Origin of the sequence: Stutzerimonas stutzeri RCH2 (assembly GCF_000327065.1) — a bacterium.
Classification (GTDB): domain Bacteria; phylum Pseudomonadota; class Gammaproteobacteria; order Pseudomonadales; family Pseudomonadaceae; genus Stutzerimonas; species Stutzerimonas stutzeri_AE.
The window spans coordinates 272,561-294,011 of record NC_019936.1; the positions used below are offsets into that span (position 1 = coordinate 272,561).

Below are 21,451 nucleotides of genomic sequence, written 5' to 3' on the forward strand. Positions count from 1 at the left end.
CTTGAGAATACCTTCTCCATGTTTGGTTCCAACGACGACAAGAAGACGCCGGCCGAGCCCGGTGAAAAGAAAGGCCTGTTTGGCTGGCTGCGCAAGAAGCCGCAGCAGCCGGTGGCCGAGCAGCCCGCCGCCGAGCCGCAGGAAGACAGCCTGCCGCATGCCGAGCAGCCTGAGACCGAAATCGAACAGCCGGTAATCGATGCCCCTGCGGTATTGTCCGAGCGGGCAGTCGAAGCCGAAATACTCCCAGAGCCAGAGCCAGAGCCAGAGCCAGAGCCAGAGCCAGAGCCAGAGCCAGAGCCAGAGCCAGAGCTGGTAATTGCACCTGTGCCGGTAGTGGCGGCTGCGCCCGCCCAAGCGCCGGCCAAGCTCGGCTTCTTCGCGCGCCTCAAGCAGGGTCTGTCCAAGACCAGCTCCAGTATCGGCGAAGGCATGGCCAGCCTGTTTCTCGGCAAGAAGGCCATCGACGACGACCTGCTCGACGAGCTGGAAACCCGTTTGCTCACCGCCGACGTCGGTGTCGAGGCGACCACCGCGATCATGCAGAACCTCACCCGGCGTGTGTCGCGCAAGGAGCTGGCCGACAGCGGCGCGCTCTACACGGCACTGCAGGAAGAGCTCGCTGGCCTGCTCAAGCCTGTCGAGCAACCGCTCGTGGTCGACAGCGGCAAGCGCCCCTACGTGATCCTTGTGGTTGGCGTTAATGGCGTCGGCAAGACCACCACGATCGGCAAGCTGGCCAAGAAGCTGCAGCTCGAAGGCAAGAAAGTCATGCTCGCCGCCGGCGACACCTTCCGCGCCGCGGCGGTCGAGCAGCTGCAGGTATGGGGCGAGCGCAACAGCATTCCGGTGATCGCCCAGCACACCGGCGCCGACTCCGCCTCGGTGATCTTCGATGCCGTGCAGGCCGCCAAGGCGCGTGGCATCGACGTGCTGATCGCTGACACCGCGGGCCGTCTGCATACCAAGGACAACCTGATGGAGGAGCTGAAGAAGGTCCGTCGGGTGATGGGCAAGCTCGACGATTCCGCCCCCCATGAAGTGCTGCTGGTGCTCGACGCCGGCACCGGCCAGAACGCCATCAACCAGACCCGGCAGTTCAATCAATCGGTCGAGTTGACCGGCCTGGTGTTGACCAAGCTCGATGGCACCGCCAAGGGCGGGGTCATCTTCGCCCTGGCCAAGCAGTTCGGCACGCCGATCCGTTACATCGGTGTGGGCGAGGGGATCGACGATCTGCGCACCTTCGAGGCCGATGCCTTCGTCAAAGCGCTTTTCGCTCAGCGGGAAGACGCATGATCCGTTTCGAACAGGTCGGCAAACGCTATCCCAACGGCCACGTCGGGTTGCACGAGCTTTCCTTCCAGGTGCGTCGCGGCGAATTCCTCTTCGTCACCGGCCACTCCGGCGCCGGTAAAAGCACACTGCTGCGCCTGCTGCTGGCTATGGAGCGCCCTACCAGCGGCAAGCTGCTGCTGGCCGGGCAGGATCTGTCGCGGATCACCAATTCGCAGATTCCGTTCCTGCGCCGGCAGATCGGCGTGGTGTTCCAGAACCATCAGCTGCTGTTCGATCGAACCGTGTTCGATAACGTCGGCCTGCCGCTGCAGATTCTCGGGCTCAACAAGCGCGAGATCGGCCAGCGGGTGATGACCGCGCTCGAGCGCGTCAGCCTCAAGGACAAGGCGCTGCAGTACCCGGCCGATCTTTCCACCGGTCAGCAGCAGCGTGTCGGCATCGCCCGCGCCGTGGTACATCGCCCGGCCCTGCTGCTGGCGGACGAACCTACCGGCAACCTCGACCCGCGGCTGGCGGCGGAGATCATGGGCGTTTTCGAAGACATCAATCGCCTCGGCACCACCGTTCTGATCGCCAGTCACGACCTGGCGCTGATCGCGCGGATGCGTCATCGCATGCTGACCCTGCAGCGCGGTCGCCTGATCGGTGATGGGGAGGCCAGCCGATGAGCAGCGAACGCAATCCCAAGACCACCCCGAGCACGGCCGAGCGTGTCGGTGGCTCGGTGAAGAAGCCCGAGCAACCGCATAGTGACGAGCCGGACTTCAAGACGTTGTTCCACGCCTGGCTGGAAAGCCACCGGGCCAGCCTGGTCGACAGCCTCGGTCGTCTGCTCAAGCAGCCGATCGGCAGCTTCTTCACCTGCCTGGTGATGGCCGTGGCGCTGAGCCTGCCGATGGGCCTGGCGTTGCTGCTGGACAATGTCGAGCGACTTGGCGGCTCCTGGCAGCGCGCAGCGCAGATTTCCCTGTTCATGCAACTGGATGTGGACGCAGGTGCGGGTGAGCGCTTGCGCGACGAGGTCGCCGACATGCCAGATGTGGCAACGGCGGACTGGGTCAGCCGTGAGCAGGCTCTGGAAGAGTTTCAGCAGCTTTCCGGACTCGGCGAAGCGCTCAAGGAACTGCCGGAGAATCCGCTGCCGGGCGTGATCGTGGTGACGCCCAATGAAGTCGACAAGGACAAGCTCGAAGCGCTGCGCCTGCAGCTGGCCGAGCTGCCTGGCGTGCAGCAGGCCCAGCTGGATCTGCTCTGGGTCGAACGTCTGACGGCGATTCTCAAGCTCGGCGACCGCTTCGTCTTCGGTCTGACCCTGTTGCTGATCGCCACGCTGCTGCTGGTGATCGGCAACACCATTCGCCTGCATATCGAGAACCGCCGCACCGAGATCGAGGTGGTCAAGCTGGTCGGCGGCACCGACGGTTACGTGCGCCGGCCTTTCCTTTACATGGGCGCCATTTACGGGCTGGGCGCGGGGCTGATCGCCTGGCTGCTGCTGGCTTACGGCTTGGGTTGGCTGAACGAGGCGGTGGTGAGTCTGGCCGGTCTCTACGGCAGCGATTTCGGTCTGGAAGGCGTTCCGGCTGGTGATGCACTGTCGCTGGTGATCGGTGCCGTGCTGCTCGGATACATAGGCGCCTGGCTGGCTGTTGCGAGGCACCTCAGTGAACTTGCTCCTCGATAAAAAACTCCTTTAATAACAATGACTTGACAGGTCCCCTGTGGAACTTTTCCACAGGCTTGCAGTCTCATGCGGCAATGCTAAACTGCTGCAGCTTCGTCATTGGAGGTACTGCATGACAACTACTCTGCAACCTGTTCAAGCGCTAGTCCCGGGAGCCAATCTCGAGGCCTACGTGCAGACCGTGAACAGCCTCCCGCTGCTCACCGTCGAGCAGGAGCGCGAGCTGGCCGGGCGCCTCTTTTATCATCAGGATCTCGAAGCAGCCCGGCAAATGGTGCTGGCGCACCTGCGTTTCGTCGTTCATATCGCTCGCAGCTACTCCGGCTACGGACTGGCCCAGGCCGACCTTATCCAGGAAGGCAACGTCGGCTTGATGAAGGCGGTCAAGCGTTTCAATCCGGAGATGGGCGTGCGGTTGGTGTCGTTCGCCGTGCACTGGATTCGCGCCGAGATTCACGAGTTCATCCTGCGCAACTGGCGCATCGTCAAGGTCGCGACCACCAAGGCGCAGCGCAAGCTGTTCTTCAATCTGCGCAGCCAGAAGAAGCGTCTGGCCTGGCTGAACAACGATGAAGTGACCGCCGTGGCTGATAGCCTGGGCGTCGAGCCGCATGAAGTGCGCGAGATGGAAAGCCGTCTGACCGGCCACGACATGGCCTTCGATCCGGCGGCTGATGCCGACGACGACAGCGCGTACCAGTCGCCGGCGCATTATCTGGAAGATCATCGCTACGACCCGGCCCGTCAGCTGGAAGATGCCGACTGGAGCGACAGCTCCACTTCCAGTCTGCATACGGCGCTCGAGGGTCTTGATGAGCGCAGCCGGGACATTCTCCAGCAGCGCTGGCTGAACGAGGACAAGGCCACCCTGCATGACTTGGCGGCCAAGTACAACGTGTCGGCCGAGCGCATTCGTCAGCTGGAAAAGAATGCGATGAACAAACTCAAGGGCTCGATTCAGGCCTGACGCGCGGCAGCGTAGAAAAGCGAAACGCGGGATGCCATTGGCTCCCGCGTTTTTTGTTGCCCGCCGTTCACCACGGGTGCCGCCTAGGCCTTCCCGCTATTGGCTTGGCGAACGTTGTCTCGCGCTTTCTCTACTGCCGTCAGCAGCTGGACGTTGGTAATCGGCTTGTGCAGCCAGACGATCCGCTCGGGGAACTGCGCCTGGTCGAACTGATGTGCCGCGGAAATGACGACGATAGGCAGGTTCTGCATGGCCGGCTTTTCGCGCAGCTCATCGATCAGCTGCATGCCGCTGCCGTCGGGAAGGTGCAGGTCGAGCGTCATGGCCTCGTAACGGCCAGCAGCGAGCTTTTCTCGAGCCTGGTGCAGGCTCTGGACGCGCTCCACGCCGTAACCGCCTTCGCGCAGCATCATATGCAGCAGGCGCCCGGTATCCGGCTCGTCCTCGACTACCAGGATGCGCGGCAGGTCGTCGCGGCTGTCTGTTTCGCTGGCCAATTGCTGAATCGGAAGCTCGCACCAGAAGGTAGTGCCCTGGCCGGGAGGGCAATCGAAGCCGACCGTACCACCCATGCGCTCGATCAGCTCCTTGGTGATCGCAAGGCCGAGACCGGTACCGGACTTCTGCCGGCTATCGGATGCGTCTGCCTGGGCGAACTTCTCGAATACGCGCGAGCGAAACGCCTCGGGAATGCCCGGGCCCTGGTCGGTGACGCTGATGCGTACCCGTGGTCCACGCAGACTGCTGTGCAGGCGGATCTCGCCACCCTGCGGGGTGAACTTGACGGCATTGGACAGAAAATTGCCGAGGACCTGTTGCAGGCGCATACCGTCTACCCAGACGAGCACGTCGACCGGGTGATCGAGGCTGCAACGTATGCCGTGCTGCTCGCACAGCGCCTGATTGCTTGCCAGTGATTCCTCGAGCAGATCGCCAAGGGAGTGCTCGCGCAGTTCGAAGGACATCTTGCCGGCGGCGATCTTCTCCATGTCCAGCAGGTCGTTGATCAGATGACCCAGGCGCAGGCTGTTGCGGTAGGCGATCTCGAGCATCTGTTGCATGGACGCAGGTGCGCTGCCGAGCGCGCCGCCGACAATCAGGCCAAGCGCGCCGCTGATGGAGGTCAGTGGGGTGCGCAACTCATGGCTGACCGTGGACACGAAGTCGTTCTTCATCTGCTCGACGCGCTTGCGCTCGGTCAGGTCCATCAGCGTGCCGCTGATGCGTTGCGCCATGCCCTGTGCATCGCGCTGGATGTAGCCGCGCAGCAACACGGGTACGACGTGGCCGTGCTTGTGCTGCAGGCGCAGTTCGGTGGTGAAGTGATCGACATTGGACAGCATGGTTTGCGCCAGGCGCGCCTTCTGCTGCGCCAGGTCTTCGGCAACAGTCACGCGTTCCCACAGCTTGAGGTCGCAGGTCAGTTCGTTGGGGCGGTAACCGAGAATCTCCCAGGCGCGGGGCGAAGCGTACATGCTGCCGGCATCCAGATCGAGATCCCAAAGGCCATCGTTACTTCCTTTGAGCGCCAGTGACAGGCGCTCCTCGCTCAAGCGCAGGTCGTGTCTGCTCTGGCGGATGTGTCGGGTCATCTCCTCGGCCATCGCCTGTGCTCGGCTGTGACGCAGCGCCAGCGACGAGGTCAGGAAGAACACCAGCAGGCTGAGGCCAAGCCCCAGCGCCATGACCAATGCCTCGTTGGAGTGGAAGCGGTTGTCGAACTCCGGCAGGCTGTCCAGGCGCAGTGTCCAGGTCTGCCCGTAGAGGTTCAGCTGCTGAACCTGACTGTAACGCGAGTGGTCAGGACTGACGGTTTCCCTGGATGCATAGATCAGCTGTTCGGCCTGCTCGCCGTCGCTGGCATAGATATGCAATGCCAGTGGCAGATCGGCGGCGCGCAGAATGCCGCGCATCAGGTCTTCGACCCGATAGGGGCTGTAGACGAAGCCGATCAGCGCCTGCATGCGCTGCTTCGGCGTCAACAGCGACGCGCCTGGCTGGTACACCGGTACATAAAGCAGTACCCCGGCCTGCACCTTGCCGTGGGTCTCCTGCATAAGCGTCACCTTGCCGGTGATGCTCGTTTCGCCTAGCTGCGCAGCGCGGCGCATGGCACGCCGGCGGGTCGGCTCGGAATACATGTCGTAGCCGAAGGCTGCCAGGTTGCGGCCGACGAAGGGCTCGAGAAAGATGATCGAGGTATAGAAGTCGCGTGGGCCGGGCGGGTAGATGTCGTAATCCGGAAAGCCCTGCGCGCGAATGCGCGCAACATGCGCATCCCGCGAGGCGGCTGGAATGGCCTGGGTGAACCCCACCCCCTGGATACCGGGGTAACGGTCCGGTAGCAGCAAGCGTTCGACATAGGCATGCCATTGCTCGCGGCTGACCTGCTCGACGGCATCGAACAGGCCCGCTCCGCCCAAGAGGATCTGCTCGTGGTCGCGCAGGCGTTTGCGAATCGCTTCGGTGACCTTCTCGCTGAGCATCTCGAACTGCTGCTCGGCGGCGCGATTCTCGCTGCTGCGCAGGTTGTGCCAGACCACCAGTTGCACCAACAGGGTGAATAGCAGCATCGCCCAGGCGATGCCGTTGCGTCGGCTGAAGAGCTGCCGGAGACCCTGGATCGGTCTTTGCTGATTCACGGGATCGCTCATGCCTTCACTGCGGTGTGCTGTGCGTGGATCGGTTGAGTGGCAGGTTAGCCAGCCGCTGCTGGTCCGTCACTGAAGTGGGCCAGTATGCCGTAACGCCGTCGTTTCGGGCGGGTGCGGTAGGCAGGTTCGCCCGGAAAGTTGTGTCAGCTTAACTCCGGTAATGGCCTATTGATATACGCCCGTCGTCACCGTCCGGATGAGCGGCAGGCCTGGCCATGACAGAGTGCGCTGGGGCTCCAGTCGATCGCATCGGCAGGCTGCGGACGGGCAAAGCCATAGCCCTGGCCGTAGTCGCAGTTCTGCGCAAGCAGGAATGCCGCCTGCTCGGCGGTCTCGATGCCTTCGGCAACTACTTTCAGGCCCAGGTTGTGCGCCAGGCCGATGACTGAGCGGGTAATGGCTGCGTCGTCGCGGTCGTCGGGCAGGCCGCGGACGAAGCCCTGATCGATCTTCAGCTTATGCACATTCATGCGCTTGAGGCGCTGAAGGGACGAATAGCCGGTGCCGAAGTCGTCGATCGCCAGCTGCACGCCGAGTGCGCGCAGGCGCTGCAGCAGCTCCAGCGCGGCATCAGGGTCCTGCATCACCGCGCTTTCGGTGATTTCCAGCTCCAGATGACGAGCCTCCAGGCCGCTTCTGGCGAGAATAGTGGCGACCTGCAGATCGAGTTCGCCGTTGCCGAACAGCCGGCTGGAAATGTTCACCGCGATGAATCCGAGCGGATGGCCCTGGCCGAGCCACTCGCGCGCCTGGTTGCAGGCCTGCTCCAGCACCCAGTGATCGATGGCGCTGATAAGTCCGGTTTCCTCGGCAATCGGGATGAAGACTCCCGGTGCGATCAAACCTTTTTCCGGGTGCTGCCAACGCACCAGGGCTTCGAAACCGCTGATCGTGCCCTGCCGCAGATCGTAGATCGGCTGGTAATGCAGACGCAGCTGGCCCTGCTCCAGCGCCTGTCGCAGTGCCGTTACCAGCTCGACACGCTGACGCGCCTGGCTGGTCAGTTCCTCGGAGTAGAACGCATAGGTCGAGCGGCCGCTGCTCTTGGCCTTGAACAGCGCCGAGTCGGCATTGCGCATCAGCTGCTCGGCATTCTGCACGTCAGTCGGATAGGGGTAGAGCACGATGCCGATGCTCGCGCTGCTGAACAGCTCCTGATCACCGATATGAAAAGACTCGTTGAGGCGGTCGAGGATGCGTAATGCCAGCGCGGTGGCCTTTTCGGCGCCGTAGCCTTCGCAGAGCAGGGCGAATTCGTCGCCACCGAGCCGGCCGAGTGTCATGCCTTTTTCCAGATGCTCGCTCAGGCGCGTGCTCACGGCCTGCAACAAGGCATCGCCCAGGCTGTGGCCAAGGCTCTCGTTGATGTCCTTGAAATGGTCGAGATCGATCAGCAGCAGCGCGCCGCTGCGTTTGTGGGCGCGCGCGCGCTCGAGGTCCTGCTTGGCGCGTTCGGTAAACAGCAGGCGGTTCGGCAGGTTGACCAGCGGATCGTAGTGGGCGAGCTGGTCGAGTTCTTCGCGGGAGCGCTTCAGCGCCGAGAGGTCTGAGAACACGGCCACGTAATGGCTGAGCTGGCCCTGGTTGTCATGAATGCAGCGCAGGTTCTGCCATTGCGGGTACACCTCGCCATTTTTGCGGCGGTTCCAGATTTCGCCGCTCCACTCACCCTTGTCCTTTAGTGCCAGCCACATCTGCTGATAGAACTCTGCGTCGTGCTTGCCCGAGGCGAAGAGTTTCGGTGTCTGCCCGAGCACCTCCTCCGTGCTGTAACCGGTGATACGGCTGAAGGCCGGATTGACGTGCACGATGCGCTGCCTGGGATCGGTCACCAGCACGCCTTCCTGGGTGCTGTCGAATACCGCAGCCGCCTGCTTCAGGCTGGTTTCCTGCACATGCTGGGCGCGCTGTTGCTCATCGAAGCGGCGAAAATGCTGGCGGCCGAGCAGAAATATCAGCGCGCTGGTCAGCGCCACGAACAGGGCACCCTTGCCCATTTGCCAGGCCTGGCTGTCGCCCGCGGCCAGATGATTAACCAGCGTGTCGCCAAGCAGGATCCACAGCATGGCCAGGCTGAAATAGCCCAGGCTCAGCCGGACGAGATATGTGTTCATCGTTGCTCTTGGGTCCGATCGAATACTGCACAGTCAAACCCCATCGCACTGGGCGAGCGGGCGGTACGTTTTGCACCGGTGGAGCCGCATCCTGCTGCGCCAGTCGTCTTGTATGCCGGCTTACAGCCAGCTTGGCCACCAGTCCGGGTGGTCGGGTTTGATTCGCTGCAGGTAGTGGCTGCCACCCAGCTGGCGCATCTGCTGGCGAATCCACGCCGCGCGATTGTGCACATAGCTGCTCGGCTTGCCAGCGCTCCATTGTCGTGGGTTGGGCAGTACCGCAGCCAGCAGGCTGGCCTGGCGGGTCGACAGGTACGGCGCGCCAGTGCCGAAGTGATGCTGCGCCGCGGCCTGCGCGCCGAAGATGCCATCGCCCCACTCGACGCTATTGAGATACACCTCGAGGATGCGCTGCTTCGGCCACAACAGCTCGATCAGTCCCGTGAACCAGGCTTCCAGGGCCTTGCGTGGCCAGCTGCGACCCGACCAGAGGAACAGGTTCTTCGCCACCTGCTGACTCAGGGTGCTCGCACCGCGCAGCGAACCACCGCGCTCATTGTGGCTAAGGGCGGCACGGATCGCGGCGACATCGAAGCCCCAGTGGTCGGCGAATTTCTGATCCTCGGCGGCGATCACGGCCATCTTCAGATCGTCCGGCAGCTCGCGCCAGGGACGCCAATCTCGCGTCAGGTCGATAGTTTCACCTGTGCGCCACGACTCGATCTTGCGCTCGATCATCAAAGCGGTGAATGGCGGTGGCACCCAGCGGAACAGCAGTACCAGCAGCACCGATAGACCGATCAGCCAGAGCAGCAGTTTGGACAGGCGCAGCAGCAGGTTTCGCAACATGTCACTTGGTCGTCGGCGAAAAGAGCGGGCATTATAACGGCCGCTTGGGCCATCGACCGGAAAAGGCAATGATTCGTTGTTATCTCGTGCTGGCTGCCGTGTTCGGTTTCACCGGTGTCGCGCTTGGTGCGTTCGCTTCGCACGGCCTCAGGGGTCAGCTCAGCCCTGCCTATCTCGCCGTTTTCCAGACGGGCGTGCAGTACCAGCTGATTCATGCGCTGGCGCTGTTCGGCGTTGCGCTGCTGGCGTTGTTGCGTCCTGGCCGGCTGCTGAACGCGGTCGGTGCGCTGTTCACCGCCGGCATCCTGTTGTTTTCCGGCAGCCTTTATCTGCTGACCCTGAGCGGGATCGGCAAGCTGGGCATGATCACGCCGATAGGTGGCACGGCCTTCCTCGCAGGCTGGCTATGCCTGGCGCTGGCCGGCTGGCGCATACGCGGCTGACCGGGACGAACGGCCGCGGCCTTCGCGTTGGTCGCGTGGGTGATTCGGGCTAGAATGCCGTCCCCTTTTCGCAATGGCGGCGAACAGCATGCAGATTCAGTTGAATGGCGAACCCTATGAGCTGCCAGCCGGCGAAACGGTCGCCGACCTGCTGGTACGTCTCGAACTGAGCGGCCGCCGCCTGGCTGTCGAACTCAACCGGGACATCGTGCCGCGTAGTGCGCACGCGTCGACCGCGCTCAGCGAAGGCGATTACGTCGAGGTGGTACATGCCATCGGCGGCGGCTAGCCGGTAACACCTGTCCCGAATATGCCGCCTATACGGCCCCAGCCCGCTGTATCAAGTCCGAACGAGGATCTCCCATGCGCCCAGTTCCGAACAACAAGCCCTTCATCCTGGCCGGTCGCACCTATCAATCGCGCCTGCTGGTAGGCACCGGCAAGTACAAGGATCTCGAAGAAACCCGCGCGGCCATCGAGGCCTCCGGTGCCGAGATCGTTACCGTCGCGGTGCGCCGCACCAACATCGGCCAGAATCCTGGCGAGCCCAACCTGCTCGATGTGATCAGTCCGGAGCGCTACACCATCCTGCCGAACACCGCCGGCTGCTTCACCGCCGAGGATGCGGTGCGCACTTGCCGCCTGGCGCGCGAACTGCTCGACGGTCACAAGCTGGTCAAGCTGGAAGTGCTGGCCGACCAGAAGACCCTATTCCCCAACGTGATCGAAACGCTGAAGGCGGCCGAGGTGCTGGTCAAGGATGGTTTCGACGTCATGGTGTACACCAGCGACGATCCGATCATCGCCCGTCAGCTGGCCGAGATGGGCTGCATCGCGGTGATGCCGCTGGCCGGTCTGATCGGCACCGGATTGGGCATCTGCAACCCGTACAACCTGCGCATCATCCTTGAGGAAGCCACCGTGCCGGTGCTGGTGGATGCCGGGGTCGGTACCGCCTCGGACGCGACCATCGCCATGGAGCTGGGCTGCGAAGCGGTGCTGATGAACAGCGCCATCGCCCATGCGCAGAATCCGGTGCTGATGGCCGAAGCGATGAAGTACGCCATCGAGGCGGGTCGCCTGGCCTATCTCGCCGGCCGCATGCCGAAGAAGCTCTATGCCAGCGCCTCGTCGCCGCTGGATGGGCTGATTCGCTGAAACGATTCGTGGCCGGCCCTGACCTTGCGTCTGGGGCCGGCTTTTTTATTTCTCGCAGGTAGACCATGACAGAGCAGAACCCCGCGGCCGAAGAGCAGCAAACCGAGCACCGCCGTACCATCAAGAGTTTCGTGATGCGTGCCGGGCGCATGACCGAAGGCCAGCAGCGTGGTCTGGAGCAAGGCTGGCCGAAGTTCGGTCTGGCGCTGGAGGACGGTCTGCGCGACTTCGACGAGGTGTTCGGCCGCAGCGCGCCGCGCACCTTCGAAATCGGTTTCGGCATGGGCCACTCCACGCTGGAAATGGCCGCAGCGGCGCCGGATCAGGATTTCATCGGCGTGGAAGTGCATAAACCCGGCGTCGGCGCGTTGCTGAGCGGACTTCTGTCACAGAAATTGAACAACGTGATGGTCTACAGTTGCGACGCCTTGGAGGTGCTGCGCGATTGCGTGGCCGATGCCAGTCTGGACCGCGTGCTGCTGTTCTTTCCGGACCCATGGCACAAGAGCCGCCACCACAAGCGCCGCATCGTGCAGCCGGCCTTCGCCGAGCTGATACGCAGCAAGTTGAAGGTTGGCGGCGTGCTGCATATGGCGACCGACTGGGAGCCCTATGCCGAGTACATGCTCGAGGTGATGAATGTCGCCCCGGGCTATCGCAATCTGGCTGAGGACGGGCGCTGCGTGCCGCGTCCGGCAGAGCGGCCGGTAACCAAGTTCGAACGCCGTGGTGAGCGACTCGGCCATGGCGTATGGGATCTGAAGTTCCAGCGCATCGACTGAGCGAGACTGCGGCAAGCCGCACCGCTATAACGCGCCCGCCGCCTGCAGGCCTTCATCGAAGAGCCCGGCCGGTGGGACGCTTGCGCCACATCCATTCTAGAGCCGCAGCAGCGGCCAGGGACGAGCACCTGCCAGGAAGGCATGCCTGCCCACACCGTATAACAATGCAACGCCGACAGCCGGGCTAGCCAAGCGGTGCCCAGCGTCGTGCGCAATGGGGGAGTAGACGATGTACGGAAAGATCGGAATTCTGTTGTTGGCGGCCTGTGCCGCTTTGCCGGTCCAGGCGAAGGTAGACAGCACCCAGGCAGCGCGGCTGGGGCAGGACCTGACACCGTTGGGAGCGGAGCGTGCCGGCAATCCGGCTGGAACCATTCCGCCCTGGACCGGTGGCGTGGCGCCGCCGGCCGGTTACGAGCCGGGCATGCACCACCCCGATCCATTTGCGGGCGACTCGGTGATCTACCGTGTCGATCGCAACAACCTGGGCGAACACGGCGATCGGCTTTCAGAAGGCATGAAGGCTCTACTGGAGCGCTATCCGGACTACCACCTGCGCGTCTTCCCGACCCGTCGCAGTGCTTCGGTGCCGCAGCGCATCTACGATGCCACTCGCTACAACGCGGTGAGCGCCGAACTGATCGCCAACGGCAACGGCATCCAGGGTGCTGCGGCCGGGATTCCCTTCCCGATCCCGCAGAGCGGCATCGAGGTCATCTGGAACCATATCCTGCATTACAAGGGTGACCAGAGCCACATGATCAACAACCAGGCGGTGGTGATCGGTGGCCGGGCCAACTACATCAAGCGCGACCGCCACGTGTACTACGTCTACAACCGCGAGGGGATGACTTACGGTGATCTGGACAACACGGTTCTGTACTACAAGTACCGCGTGACCGCGCCGGCCAAGCTGTCCGGCACTGCACTGGTGGTGCAGGACCCGATCGACCAGGTGCTGACGACGCGCAAGGCCTGGCGCTACAGCCCCGATGATCGCCGTGTACGCCGTCTGCCATCGCTGGCCTACGATTCCCTGCAGCCGGATACCAGCGGCCTGGCCACCGCCGATGTGGTGGACTCCTTCAACGGCGCTCCGGACCGCTACGACTGGCAGCTGATCGGCAAGCGCGAAATGCTCATGCCCTACAACAGCTACGCCGTGCACCAGAAGGGCATTGCCTACGACACCATCGTCCAGTCGCGCACCCTGAACCCCGACCTGCTGCGCTACGAGCTGCACCGCGTCTGGGTGGTCGAGGCCACGCTGCGCAAGGGCTTCAGTCATCTGTACGACAAACGCCGCTTCTACATCGACGAGGACAGCTGGGCGATCCTGGCGGTCGATCTGTATGACGAGAAAGGCCAGCTGATCGGCCTGCAGGAAAGCCATCCGATCAGCTACTACGACGTGCCGATGTTCAACAGTACGCTGGAAACGCTCTATCACCTGAAGGATGGCAACTACTTCGTCGACGGCCTGGACAACAACGAGCCGATGTACGATTTCGATGTGAAGCTCGGACCACGCGATTTCTCGCCGCAGGCGCTGCGTCGCGGCAACTGAGTTAGTGCAGGTCAATGCAAAGGGCGCCGATGGCGCCCTTTGTTCATCTGCTATACGAGTCCTGCGGCTTCAAGGCTCACCCGCGTGCCGGCCTGGCCCTTGATGATGGCCTCGATCTGTTCCAGCGAGCCGATCACCGCGACGTTGCCGGTGTTGCGCGCGAACTCGCAGGCCGCCTGAACCTTGGGTCCCATGGAGCCGGCGGCAAAGCCACGGGATTGCAGCTGGTCGGGATGCGCCTCGCTGATGCGCCGCTGCTGCGGCGTGCCCCAGTCCAGGTAGGCGCCGTCGACATCGGTCGCGATCACCAGCAGGTCCGCCTTCAGCTGTTCGGCGAGCAGTGCCGAGCACAGGTCCTTGTCGATCACCGCCTCGACCCCCTGCAGTCGACCGCTCTGGTCATATACCGTCGGGATGCCTCCGCCGCCGGCGCAGATCACCACGCTGCCTTTATCCAAAAGCCAGCCGATCGGCCTGATCTCGAAAATGCGCTTCGGTCGCGGGCTTGGCACCACCCGACGAAACCGGTCGCCATCCGCTGCGATGGCCCAGCCTTTTTCCTCTGCCAGGCGCTCGGCTTCTTCGCGGCTGTAAACCGGGCCAATCGGCTTGCTGGGCTGCTTGAACGCTGGATCCTCGGGGTCGACCTCAACCTGAGTCAGCAGGGTAGCCATGGGCACCTCGAACGGCAGCAGGTTGCCCAGCTCCTGTTCGATGATGTAGCCAATCATGCCTTCGGTTTCCGCACCGAGCACATCCAGTGGGTAGACGGGTACATCCTTGTAGGCGGCTCCCTGCAGAGCCAGCAGTCCGACCTGGGGGCCGTTGCCGTGGGCCACCACCAGTTCGTTTCCCGCCGCGATGCGGGCGATCTGCATGCAGGCGGTTCGGACATTCTCGCGCTGGTTGTCCGCACTCAAAGGCTCCCCGCGACGAAGCAGGGCGTTGCCGCCCAGGGCTATGACGATACGCATGCTGCGTTTCTCCGAATCAGATGTGCGGCTCAGATGCCGGCCAGCGTCGAGACGAGGATTGCCTTGATCGTGTGCATGCGATTCTCGGCCTGCTCGAAGGCGATACAGGCCGGCGACTCGAATACCTCCTCGGTGACTTCGATGCCATTGGCCAGATGCGGATAGCTCGCGGCGATCTCCTTGCCGATCTTGGTCTCGCAGTTGTGAAACGCCGGTAGGCAGTGCATGAACTTGCAGCGCGGATTGCCGGTTGCCTGCATCAGCTGCGGGTTCACCTGGTAGGGCAGCAGCAGCTGGATTCGCTCGGCCCAGGCTTCCAGCGGTTCGCCCATCGACACCCATACATCGGTATGGACGAAATCGACGCCTTGCACGGCTGCTCGTGGGTCTTCGGTGAGCGTCAGGCGTGCGCCGCTGGCCTTGGCGAATGCCTCGCAGGCGGCGACGTGTTCCGCACTCGGCCAGAGTGCGCGAGGTGCGGCGATGCGCACATCCATGCCGAGCTTGGCGCCGATCAGCAGCAGCGAGTTACCCATGTTGTTGCGCGCGTCGCCCAGGTAGGCGTAGCTGATCTGCTGCAGCGGCTTGTCGCTGTGTTCGCGCATGGTCATGACGTCGGCAATCATCTGGGTCGGGTGATACTCGTCGGTCAGGCCGTTGAATACCGGAACGCCGGCATAGCGCGCGAGCTCCTCGACGATCTCCTGCTTGAAGCCACGGTACTCAATGGCGTCGTACATGCGCCCGAGTACCCGCGCGGTGTCCTTCATGCTCTCCTTGTGGCCGATCTGCGAGGAGTTGGGGTCGATATAGGTGACGTTGGCGCCCTGATCGTAGGCGGCTACCTCAAAGGCGCAGCGGGTGCGCGTCGAGGTCTTCTCGAAGATCAGCGCGATGTTCTTGCCCTTGAGGTGCTGGCGCTCGGTACCGGTGTACTTGGCGCGCTTGAGATCGCGGGACAGATCGAGCAGGTAGCGCAACTCGCGCTCGCTGTGGTGCATCAGGCTGAGCAGGCTGCGGTTGTGCGTATTGAACGGCATGATTCGCTTCCTCTTTTCACGAGGCGGCGTGGGAGCACGCCGCCTCGTGCTGTCAGTAGTCGATGGCGTCGCGGATGATCGGGCAGGTCATGCAATGCCCGCCGCCGCGGCCACGGCCCAGCTCGCTGGCGCTGATGGTAATGACCTCGACCCCGGCCTTGCGCAGCATGGTGTTGGTGAAGGTGTTGCGGTCGTAGCCGATGACGACGCCGGGCTCAAGGGCGACCACGTTGTTGCCGTCGTCCCACTGCTCGCGTTCGACTTCATAGCTGTCGCCACCGGTTTCCACTACCCGCAGCGCCGTCAGGCCGAGCGCCTCGGCCACGACGTCGAGAAACGGCGCTTGCTCGCGGCGCAGATCGATGCCGTCCGGCTTGCGCTCATCGGGCCGCAGGCTGAAGGCGGTAATGCCGTGCACCACCTCCGGGAAGATGGTCACCAGGTCGCGATCACAGAAGCTGAACACCGTATCCAGGTGCATGGCCGAGCGGGAGCGGGGCAGGCCGGCGACGATCACCCGCTCGGCGGCGCCGTGGCGGAACAGCGACTGGGCCAACTGGCCGATCGCCTGCCGCGAGCTGCGCTCACCCATGCCGATCAGCACTACCCCCTTGCCGATCGGCATCACATCCCCGCCTTCCAGTGTGGCCAGGCCATGATCGAGCTCGGGGTCGCCGTACCAGACCTTGAAATCCTGGTCGCGGAACTGCGGGTGGAAGCGGTAGATGGCGGCAGTGAGCAGGGTTTCCTGACGCCGCGCGGTCCAGTGCATCGGGTTGAGCGAAACGCCGCCGTAGATCCAGCAGGTGGTGTCACGGGTGAACAGGGTGTTCGGCAACGGCGGCAGGATGAAGCTCGAGTGGCCCAGGTAGTCGCGGAACATGCGGACAATCTCGCCACCTTCGCTGCCAGGCAGATCGCTGCCGGATACGCCGCCGATGAGGAACTCCGCCAGCTGGCGTCGCTCCAGGCCTTCCAGCCAGCTGCGTACTTCGCCCTGCAGGCCGAGTCCGACCTGGTTGGCGGTGATCTTGCGGTCGAGGAGCCATTTCAACGCTTCCGGATCGCTCAGCGTCTCGGTCAACAGGTTGTGCATCTCCAGCACCTCGACGCCGCGCTCGCGCATCTTGCTGACGAAGTCGAAGTGGTCGCGTTTGGCCTGGCTCACCCAGAGCACGTCATCGAACAGCAGCTCGTCGCAGTTGCTGGGAGTCAGGCGCTGATGGGCCAGGCCCGGCGAGCAGACCATTACCTTGCGCAGCTTGCCTGCCTCGGAGTGAACGCCCAGCTTCGGTGATTGCAACATCATTTAATGCCTCCTTGGTCGTCGCACCTGTTGGTGCTTCGGTGACTGGCCACGACTCGTGATCGTGGCCAGTGGATACGGCAGGGTTATCGCCTCAGAGTGAAAGGAACCCGTCATAGAGCCCATAGGCGGCGATCGCCGCACCTATCAGCACCGCCGCGAAAATCAGCCTCTCGATGGCGGTAAAGACCGGCTGCCCGAGCTCATGCTTGGCCTTGGCGAAGAACAGCACCCCGGGGGCGTAGAGCAGCGCCGACAGCAGTACGTACTGCATGCCACCGGCGTACACCAGCCACATCGCATAGAGCGTGGCGATGGCTGCGTTCAGCAGATCCTTGCGGCGCTCACGGGGGGCGCCCTCATATCCTTCGCCACGCAGACCAAGCAGCAGTCCATAGGCGGCCGACCAGAAGTAGGGCACCAGGATCATCGAGGTGGCGAGGTAGAGCAGGCTCAGATAGGTCGAGGCGTTGAACAGGGTGATGATCAGGAACAGCTGGATCAGCCCGTTGGACAGCCACAGCGCGTTGACCGGAACGTGCTTGGCGTTCTCCTTGCGCAGGAACTGCGGCATGGTGTGATCGCGCGCCGCGGCGAAGAGAATCTCGGCGCACAGCAGCGTCCAGGACAGCAGGGCGCCCGCGAGGGAAACCACCAGCCCGACGCTGATCAGTACGGCTCCCCAGCGCCCGACGACCTGTTCCAGCACGCCCGCCATGGACGGGTTCTTCAGGCCCGCCAGCTCGGCCTGGCTCATGATGCCCATCGACAACACGTTCACCAGCACCAGCAAGGCCAGCACGCTGCAGAAGCCAATCACCGTGGCGCGGCCGACATCGCTGCGCCGTTCGGCGCGGGCCGAGAAAATGCTGGCGCCTTCGATGCCGATGAATACCCACACCGTCACCAGCATCATGTTGCGCACCTGCTGCATGACACCGCCTAGCTCGATGTTGCCGCGACCCCAGAAGTCGGCGGTGAACACCTCCAGGCGGAACGCCACCGCTGTGATCACGATGAACAGGATCAGCGGCACGATCTTGGCGATCGTGGTGACAAGATTGATGAAGGCTGCTTCGCGAATGCCGCGCAGCACGAGGAAATGCACACCCCACAGCACCAGCGATGCACCGATCACCGCCGGCAGGGTGTTGCCCTCGCCGAACATCGGCACGAAGTAGCCCAGGGTGCTGAACAGCAGCACGAAGTAACTGACGTTGCCGATCCAGGCGCTGATCCAGTAACCCCATGCCGAAGAGAAGCCCATATAGTCGCCGAAACCCGCCTTGGCGTAGGCGTAGACGCCCGCATCCAGCTCCGGCTTGCGGTTGGCCAGGCTCTGGAAGACGAACGCCAGGGTCAGCATGCCCACGGCCGTGATCGCCCAGCCAATCAGAATCCCGCCGGCGCTGGCACTGGCGGCCATGTTCTGCGGCAGGGAGAAGATCCCGCCGCCAATCATCGAGCCCACGACGAGCGCTACCAATGCTCCTAGCTTGAGTTGCTTCGAATTTGCGGCCATGGCTATCTCCAGGAAGTTCGTGGCACTTGCTGGATTAAAGTACCGGGCGAACCGCTACGTAATGATTTCGCTCAAGCCGTCACCGGTTAGTTGCTGGGATGATTAGCTCGAACCGTCGTGAAAGGTGTTGAAAATGCAGCCAGACGGCATGTCTCGTGGGGTAGCAGAGGAGGCGTTTGTGTTCAGGCCTGGTAATCTGCAGGTACGTGACCTGCCTTCGGCGGACCGACCTGCTTATCGCTTGTTGCTTGATTATCGAGTGGAAGATGGCGTGGCGGTGCCACGCTGGGCGTACTTCCACCTACGCGGCGAGGTCGGCCAGATAGTAGTAGACGAGCAATTTCGGATGCATCGGGACGTCGCCTGCAATTTCCTGCAGAAGATCCGTCAGTGCCTGCGCCAGCACGGCGCGCCTGTGCGTTCGGATGTCGTGTTCGGTTTTCACCGCCTGTACGACCCGCTGTTTGAGGATTTGCGCCGACAGCTGCGCATCCGGTCAGGCGAGCCCGTCGACCTCGAGCGCTTTCTGCGTGATGAACGGGGCTAGTTGCGGTCGGCGATCACGCCGATGAGGAAGAAGATCAGCAGCAGTACCGGTGCCAGGCTGTAGTTGTTCAGGTGCGCCAGTCCCTGGGTCATCCACGGCGTGAGGAAGACGATCGCCAAGCCATAGCCCACCGCGCAGACCAGCACGAAGATCAGCGTGCGCAGGAAGAAGTTGAGGTTGCTCACGGTGTTCTTCACCCAGGCGTTGAGCGCCGGGCCGAACAGCACGAACAGCGTCGCCATCAACGCCAGCGAAATATCGGACAGGTGGCTGCGGCTCCAGCGCGACAGCGTGACGATCAGGTCGAGTAGCAAATCCATGCGGTGTCCTTAAGGCAGGAAGCTCTGTAGCAGGTCATTGAGAAACAGCTGGCCTTTGGGCGTCGCCACCAGGCGCTCAGGGTCAGCCGCCAGAAGGCCGCGGGCTTCGGCCTCGCGCCTTGGGTTGGCGAGCAGGTCCAGTGGTAGCCCGGTGCGCTGAGTGAACAGCATGGCCGGTACGCCGTCGGTGAGGCGCAGCACATTCATCAGGAATTCGAAGGGCAACTCATCGGCCGTGAGCTGCTTTTCACCGGCACGAAAGGCCTTTGCCGGGTCCAGGTAGTCCTTGGGCAGGCGGGTCTTCCAGCTGCGCAGGATGTAGCCGTCGGCGTGGCTGAGTTTGGCGTGGGCCCCAGCGCCGATGCCGAGGAAATCGCCGAAGGTCCAGTAATTCAGGTTGTGCCGTGCCTGCCGCCCCGGTTGCGCGTAAGCCGAGGTCTCGTACTGGCGATAGCCGTGTTCGGCGAGCAGCGCCTGGCCGGCTTCCTGAATGTCCCAGAGGATGTCGTCTTCGGGCAGCTGCGGCGGCTGGCTCCAGAACACCGTGTTTGGCTCCAGCGTCAGCTGATACCAGGACAGGTGTGTCGGCTGCTGCGCGATGGCGATGCGCAGGTCGCTCAGCGCGTCCTCCAGACTCTGGTCCGGCAGGCCATGCATGAGGTCGAGGTTGAAGTTTTCGAAGCCGGCGGCACGGGCCATGTCGGCGGCGCGAATGGCTTCATCGCCGTCATGGATGCGCCCGAGCGCCTTGAGTTTGTCGGCCTGGAAACTCTGCACACCGATGGACAGCCGGTTGATGCCGAGTTGGCGATAGTCGCGGAACTTGGCCTGCTCGAAGGTCCCGGGGTTGGCTTCCAGGGTGATCTCGATGTCGTCGGCGAAGCCAACCAGCCGCTCCAGGTCGTCGACGATCGCAGCCAGTGCCTGGGCGGAAAACAGGCTTGGCGTGCCGCCGCCGAAGAACATCGAGCTCAGTCGGCGACCCTGGACATGCTCGAGGTCATCCCGCAGGTCGGCCAGCAGCGCGGCGACGTAGGCCTCCTCGGGCAGCTCGGGGCCGGCCGTATGGGAGTTGAAGTCGCAGTAGGGGCACTTTCGCACGCACCAGGGGATATGAACATAGGCCGCCAGCGGCGGCAGCACGAAGCCGGCCCCTCGCGTAATGCTGCTATCACCGCTACTGGCCGGGAGGGCTGGGTGTGCTGCTTTCATATCCCCAGCCGCTGCTTGAGCAGGGCCATGGCACGTGCACGGTGGCTGAGCTGGTTTTTCTGTGCGGCCGGCAGCTCGGCACTGGAGCACTCACATTCCGGCACCCAGAACAGCGGGTCGTAGCCGAAACCATGCTCACCGCGCGCCGCATGCAGGATGCGACCCTGCCAGAGGCCCTCGCAGATGATCGGCAGCGGGTCGTTAGCGTGCCGCACCAGGGCCAGGGCGCAGACGAACTGTGCGCCGCGCTCGGCGTCCGGCACGTCGCGCAAGACTTGCAACAGCTTGGCATTGTTGGCCGCGTCGCCCTGGCCGTCGGCATAGCGCGCTGAGTAGATGCCCGGTGCGCCGCCCAGGGCATCGACCGCCAGACCGGAGTCGTCAGCAAGCGCGGGCAAACCGGACAGCCGGGCCGCGTTACGCGCTTTGAGAATGGCATTCTCGATGAACGACAGGCCGGTTTCCTCAGGCTCGATATCGCTGAACTCGGCAACCGATCGCACGCGTACGGCGTTGCCGAGCATGGCCTGGAGTTCCTTGAGTTTGCCGGCGTTATGACTGGCCAGCACCAGTTCGGAAAAAGGCATCATCGGTCGGGAAAGAATTCCTGGTTGAAGTCGAAGCTGATTGGCTCAGCCCCGCTCGGCTGTACGGTGAGGCGAAAGCGCAGGGTTTCCTGGGAATCGAACGGAAACTGGGCGAGGTAGTAGATCGCCTCGTCGCCTTCCTTGAGCTGCTTGAAGCTCAGCGCGCGGTCCTGGCCGAGCAGGTTCTTCACCTCGCCGCTGACCTGCGCGGCGACCGGCTTGCCGCCCTTGAGCACCGAGACATTGACCACACCCTGGGTCTTGCTCCGTACCAGCCCTGCCGCAGCGGCGATATCCGGCTGCAGGAAGCCGGAGTTGAAGGCGATGTAGTGGATGTCGTATTCGCCGACGCTGTGCTTGCGTTCAGCTAGGGCCGGCAATGTGAGGAGCGCGGCCAAAAGGCCGATCAGGACGTGTTTCATAAGC

The 21,451-nt window shown here is 63.3% G+C and carries 21 protein-coding genes; 10 read left to right on the forward strand and 11 right to left on the reverse strand.

Features of this window, described 5'->3' with window-relative positions; genetic code table 11:
- Positions 1 to 18 precede the first annotated feature (18 nt).
- From ftsY to rpoH, 4 genes are all read left to right on the forward strand, one after another.
- A complete protein-coding gene (gene ftsY / locus PSEST_RS01275; protein WP_015275268.1) occupies positions 19 to 1,299 on the forward strand; it encodes a signal recognition particle-docking protein FtsY in 1,281 nt (426 codons plus the stop codon).
- Positions 1,296 to 1,967, forward strand: coding sequence for a cell division ATP-binding protein FtsE (gene ftsE, locus PSEST_RS01280; RefSeq protein WP_015275269.1), 672 nt, complete (start codon positions 1,296 to 1,298; stop codon positions 1,965 to 1,967). The genes ftsY and ftsE overlap by 4 nt, the downstream gene beginning before the upstream one ends.
- Positions 1,964 to 2,983, forward strand: coding sequence for a permease-like cell division protein FtsX (ftsX, locus tag PSEST_RS01285; protein WP_015275270.1), 1,020 nt, complete (start codon positions 1,964 to 1,966; stop codon positions 2,981 to 2,983). Before ftsE ends, ftsX begins: the two co-directional genes overlap by 4 nt.
- A 112-nt stretch (positions 2,984 to 3,095) precedes the next feature.
- Positions 3,096 to 3,950: an RNA polymerase sigma factor RpoH gene (gene rpoH / locus PSEST_RS01290; protein ID WP_015275271.1), complete on the forward strand. Its 855-nt coding sequence runs from the start codon at positions 3,096 to 3,098 to the stop codon at positions 3,948 to 3,950.
- Between the two features lie 83 nt (positions 3,951 to 4,033).
- Here rpoH and PSEST_RS01295 read toward each other — a convergent pair whose 3' ends face one another.
- The 3 genes from PSEST_RS01295 to mtgA all read right to left on the reverse strand — a co-directional run bounded on the left by PSEST_RS01295 (position 4,034) and on the right by mtgA (position 9,567).
- A complete protein-coding gene (locus PSEST_RS01295; RefSeq protein WP_015275272.1) occupies positions 4,034 to 6,604 on the reverse strand; it encodes a CHASE domain-containing protein in 2,571 nt (856 codons plus the stop codon).
- 185 nt (positions 6,605 to 6,789) lie between these two features.
- The gene (dibA, locus tag PSEST_RS01300) at positions 6,790 to 8,718 is read right to left on the reverse strand and encodes a phosphodiesterase DibA (RefSeq protein ID WP_015275273.1); all 1,929 of its coding nucleotides are present in this window, start codon (positions 8,716 to 8,718) and stop codon (positions 6,790 to 6,792) included.
- A 120-nt stretch (positions 8,719 to 8,838) separates the two neighbouring features.
- Positions 8,839 to 9,567: a monofunctional biosynthetic peptidoglycan transglycosylase gene (mtgA, locus tag PSEST_RS01305; RefSeq protein WP_015275274.1), complete on the reverse strand. Its 729-nt coding sequence runs from the start codon at positions 9,565 to 9,567 to the stop codon at positions 8,839 to 8,841.
- 68 nt (positions 9,568 to 9,635) lie between these two features.
- Between mtgA and PSEST_RS01310 the strand changes: the two genes are divergently transcribed.
- The 5 genes from PSEST_RS01310 to PSEST_RS01330 all read left to right on the forward strand — a co-directional run bounded on the left by PSEST_RS01310 (position 9,636) and on the right by PSEST_RS01330 (position 13,517).
- Positions 9,636 to 10,010 (forward strand): DUF423 domain-containing protein, encoded by a 375-nt coding sequence (locus tag PSEST_RS01310; protein ID WP_015275275.1) that lies wholly within the window; start codon positions 9,636 to 9,638, stop codon positions 10,008 to 10,010.
- A gap of 73 nt (positions 10,011 to 10,083) precedes the next feature.
- A complete protein-coding gene (gene thiS, locus PSEST_RS01315) occupies positions 10,084 to 10,299 on the forward strand; it encodes a sulfur carrier protein ThiS (RefSeq protein ID WP_256378042.1) in 216 nt (71 codons plus the stop codon).
- 74 nt (positions 10,300 to 10,373) lie between these two features.
- Positions 10,374 to 11,168: a thiazole synthase gene (locus PSEST_RS01320; RefSeq protein WP_015275277.1), complete on the forward strand. Its 795-nt coding sequence runs from the start codon at positions 10,374 to 10,376 to the stop codon at positions 11,166 to 11,168.
- Positions 11,169 to 11,233: 65 nt separating this feature from the next.
- Positions 11,234 to 11,950 (forward strand): tRNA (guanosine(46)-N7)-methyltransferase TrmB, encoded by a 717-nt coding sequence (trmB, locus tag PSEST_RS01325; protein ID WP_015275278.1) that lies wholly within the window; start codon positions 11,234 to 11,236, stop codon positions 11,948 to 11,950.
- A gap of 229 nt (positions 11,951 to 12,179) precedes the next feature.
- Positions 12,180 to 13,517: a DUF1329 domain-containing protein gene (locus tag PSEST_RS01330; protein WP_015275279.1), complete on the forward strand. Its 1,338-nt coding sequence runs from the start codon at positions 12,180 to 12,182 to the stop codon at positions 13,515 to 13,517.
- 50 nt (positions 13,518 to 13,567) lie between these two features.
- Here the strand turns inward: PSEST_RS01330 and arcC are convergent, their stop codons facing one another.
- From arcC to arcD, 4 genes are all read right to left on the reverse strand, one after another.
- Complete coding sequence (gene arcC, locus PSEST_RS01335) at positions 13,568 to 14,491, reverse strand: carbamate kinase (protein ID WP_015275280.1); 924 nt, start codon at positions 14,489 to 14,491, stop codon at positions 13,568 to 13,570.
- A gap of 29 nt (positions 14,492 to 14,520) precedes the next feature.
- Positions 14,521 to 15,531: an ornithine carbamoyltransferase gene (locus tag PSEST_RS01340; protein ID WP_015275281.1), complete on the reverse strand. Its 1,011-nt coding sequence runs from the start codon at positions 15,529 to 15,531 to the stop codon at positions 14,521 to 14,523.
- Between the two features lie 52 nt (positions 15,532 to 15,583).
- Positions 15,584 to 16,840 carry an arginine deiminase gene (gene arcA / locus PSEST_RS01345; protein ID WP_041756401.1) on the reverse strand — a complete coding sequence of 419 codons (1,257 nt, stop codon included), beginning with the start codon at positions 16,838 to 16,840 and terminating at the stop codon, positions 15,584 to 15,586.
- A gap of 91 nt (positions 16,841 to 16,931) precedes the next feature.
- Positions 16,932 to 18,359 (reverse strand): arginine-ornithine antiporter, encoded by a 1,428-nt coding sequence (gene arcD, locus PSEST_RS01350; RefSeq protein ID WP_015275283.1) that lies wholly within the window; start codon positions 18,357 to 18,359, stop codon positions 16,932 to 16,934.
- A gap of 133 nt (positions 18,360 to 18,492) precedes the next feature.
- Here arcD and PSEST_RS01355 point away from each other — a divergent pair, with 133 nt between their 5' ends.
- Positions 18,493 to 18,906: a DUF5064 family protein gene (locus PSEST_RS01355; RefSeq protein WP_015275284.1), complete on the forward strand. Its 414-nt coding sequence runs from the start codon at positions 18,493 to 18,495 to the stop codon at positions 18,904 to 18,906.
- Here the strand turns inward: PSEST_RS01355 and PSEST_RS01360 are convergent.
- The 4 genes from PSEST_RS01360 to PSEST_RS01375 are packed head-to-tail and all read right to left on the reverse strand — an operon-like array spanning position 18,903 to position 21,447.
- The gene (locus PSEST_RS01360) at positions 18,903 to 19,226 is read right to left on the reverse strand and encodes a DUF3392 domain-containing protein (RefSeq protein ID WP_015275285.1); all 324 of its coding nucleotides are present in this window, start codon (positions 19,224 to 19,226) and stop codon (positions 18,903 to 18,905) included. The genes PSEST_RS01355 and PSEST_RS01360 overlap by 4 nt on opposite strands.
- Positions 19,227 to 19,235: 9 nt before the next feature.
- Positions 19,236 to 20,438, reverse strand: a complete 1,203-nt coding sequence (gene hemW, locus PSEST_RS01365) for a radical SAM family heme chaperone HemW (protein ID WP_080602162.1) — start codon at positions 20,436 to 20,438, stop codon at positions 19,236 to 19,238.
- The gene (rdgB, locus tag PSEST_RS01370; RefSeq protein WP_015275287.1) at positions 20,435 to 21,028 is read right to left on the reverse strand and encodes an RdgB/HAM1 family non-canonical purine NTP pyrophosphatase; all 594 of its coding nucleotides are present in this window, start codon (positions 21,026 to 21,028) and stop codon (positions 20,435 to 20,437) included. Before rdgB ends, hemW begins: the two co-directional genes overlap by 4 nt.
- Complete coding sequence (locus PSEST_RS01375; protein ID WP_015275288.1) at positions 21,025 to 21,447, reverse strand: DUF4426 domain-containing protein; 423 nt, start codon at positions 21,445 to 21,447, stop codon at positions 21,025 to 21,027. The genes rdgB and PSEST_RS01375 overlap by 4 nt, the downstream gene beginning before the upstream one ends.
- Positions 21,448 to 21,451 lie beyond the last annotated feature (4 nt).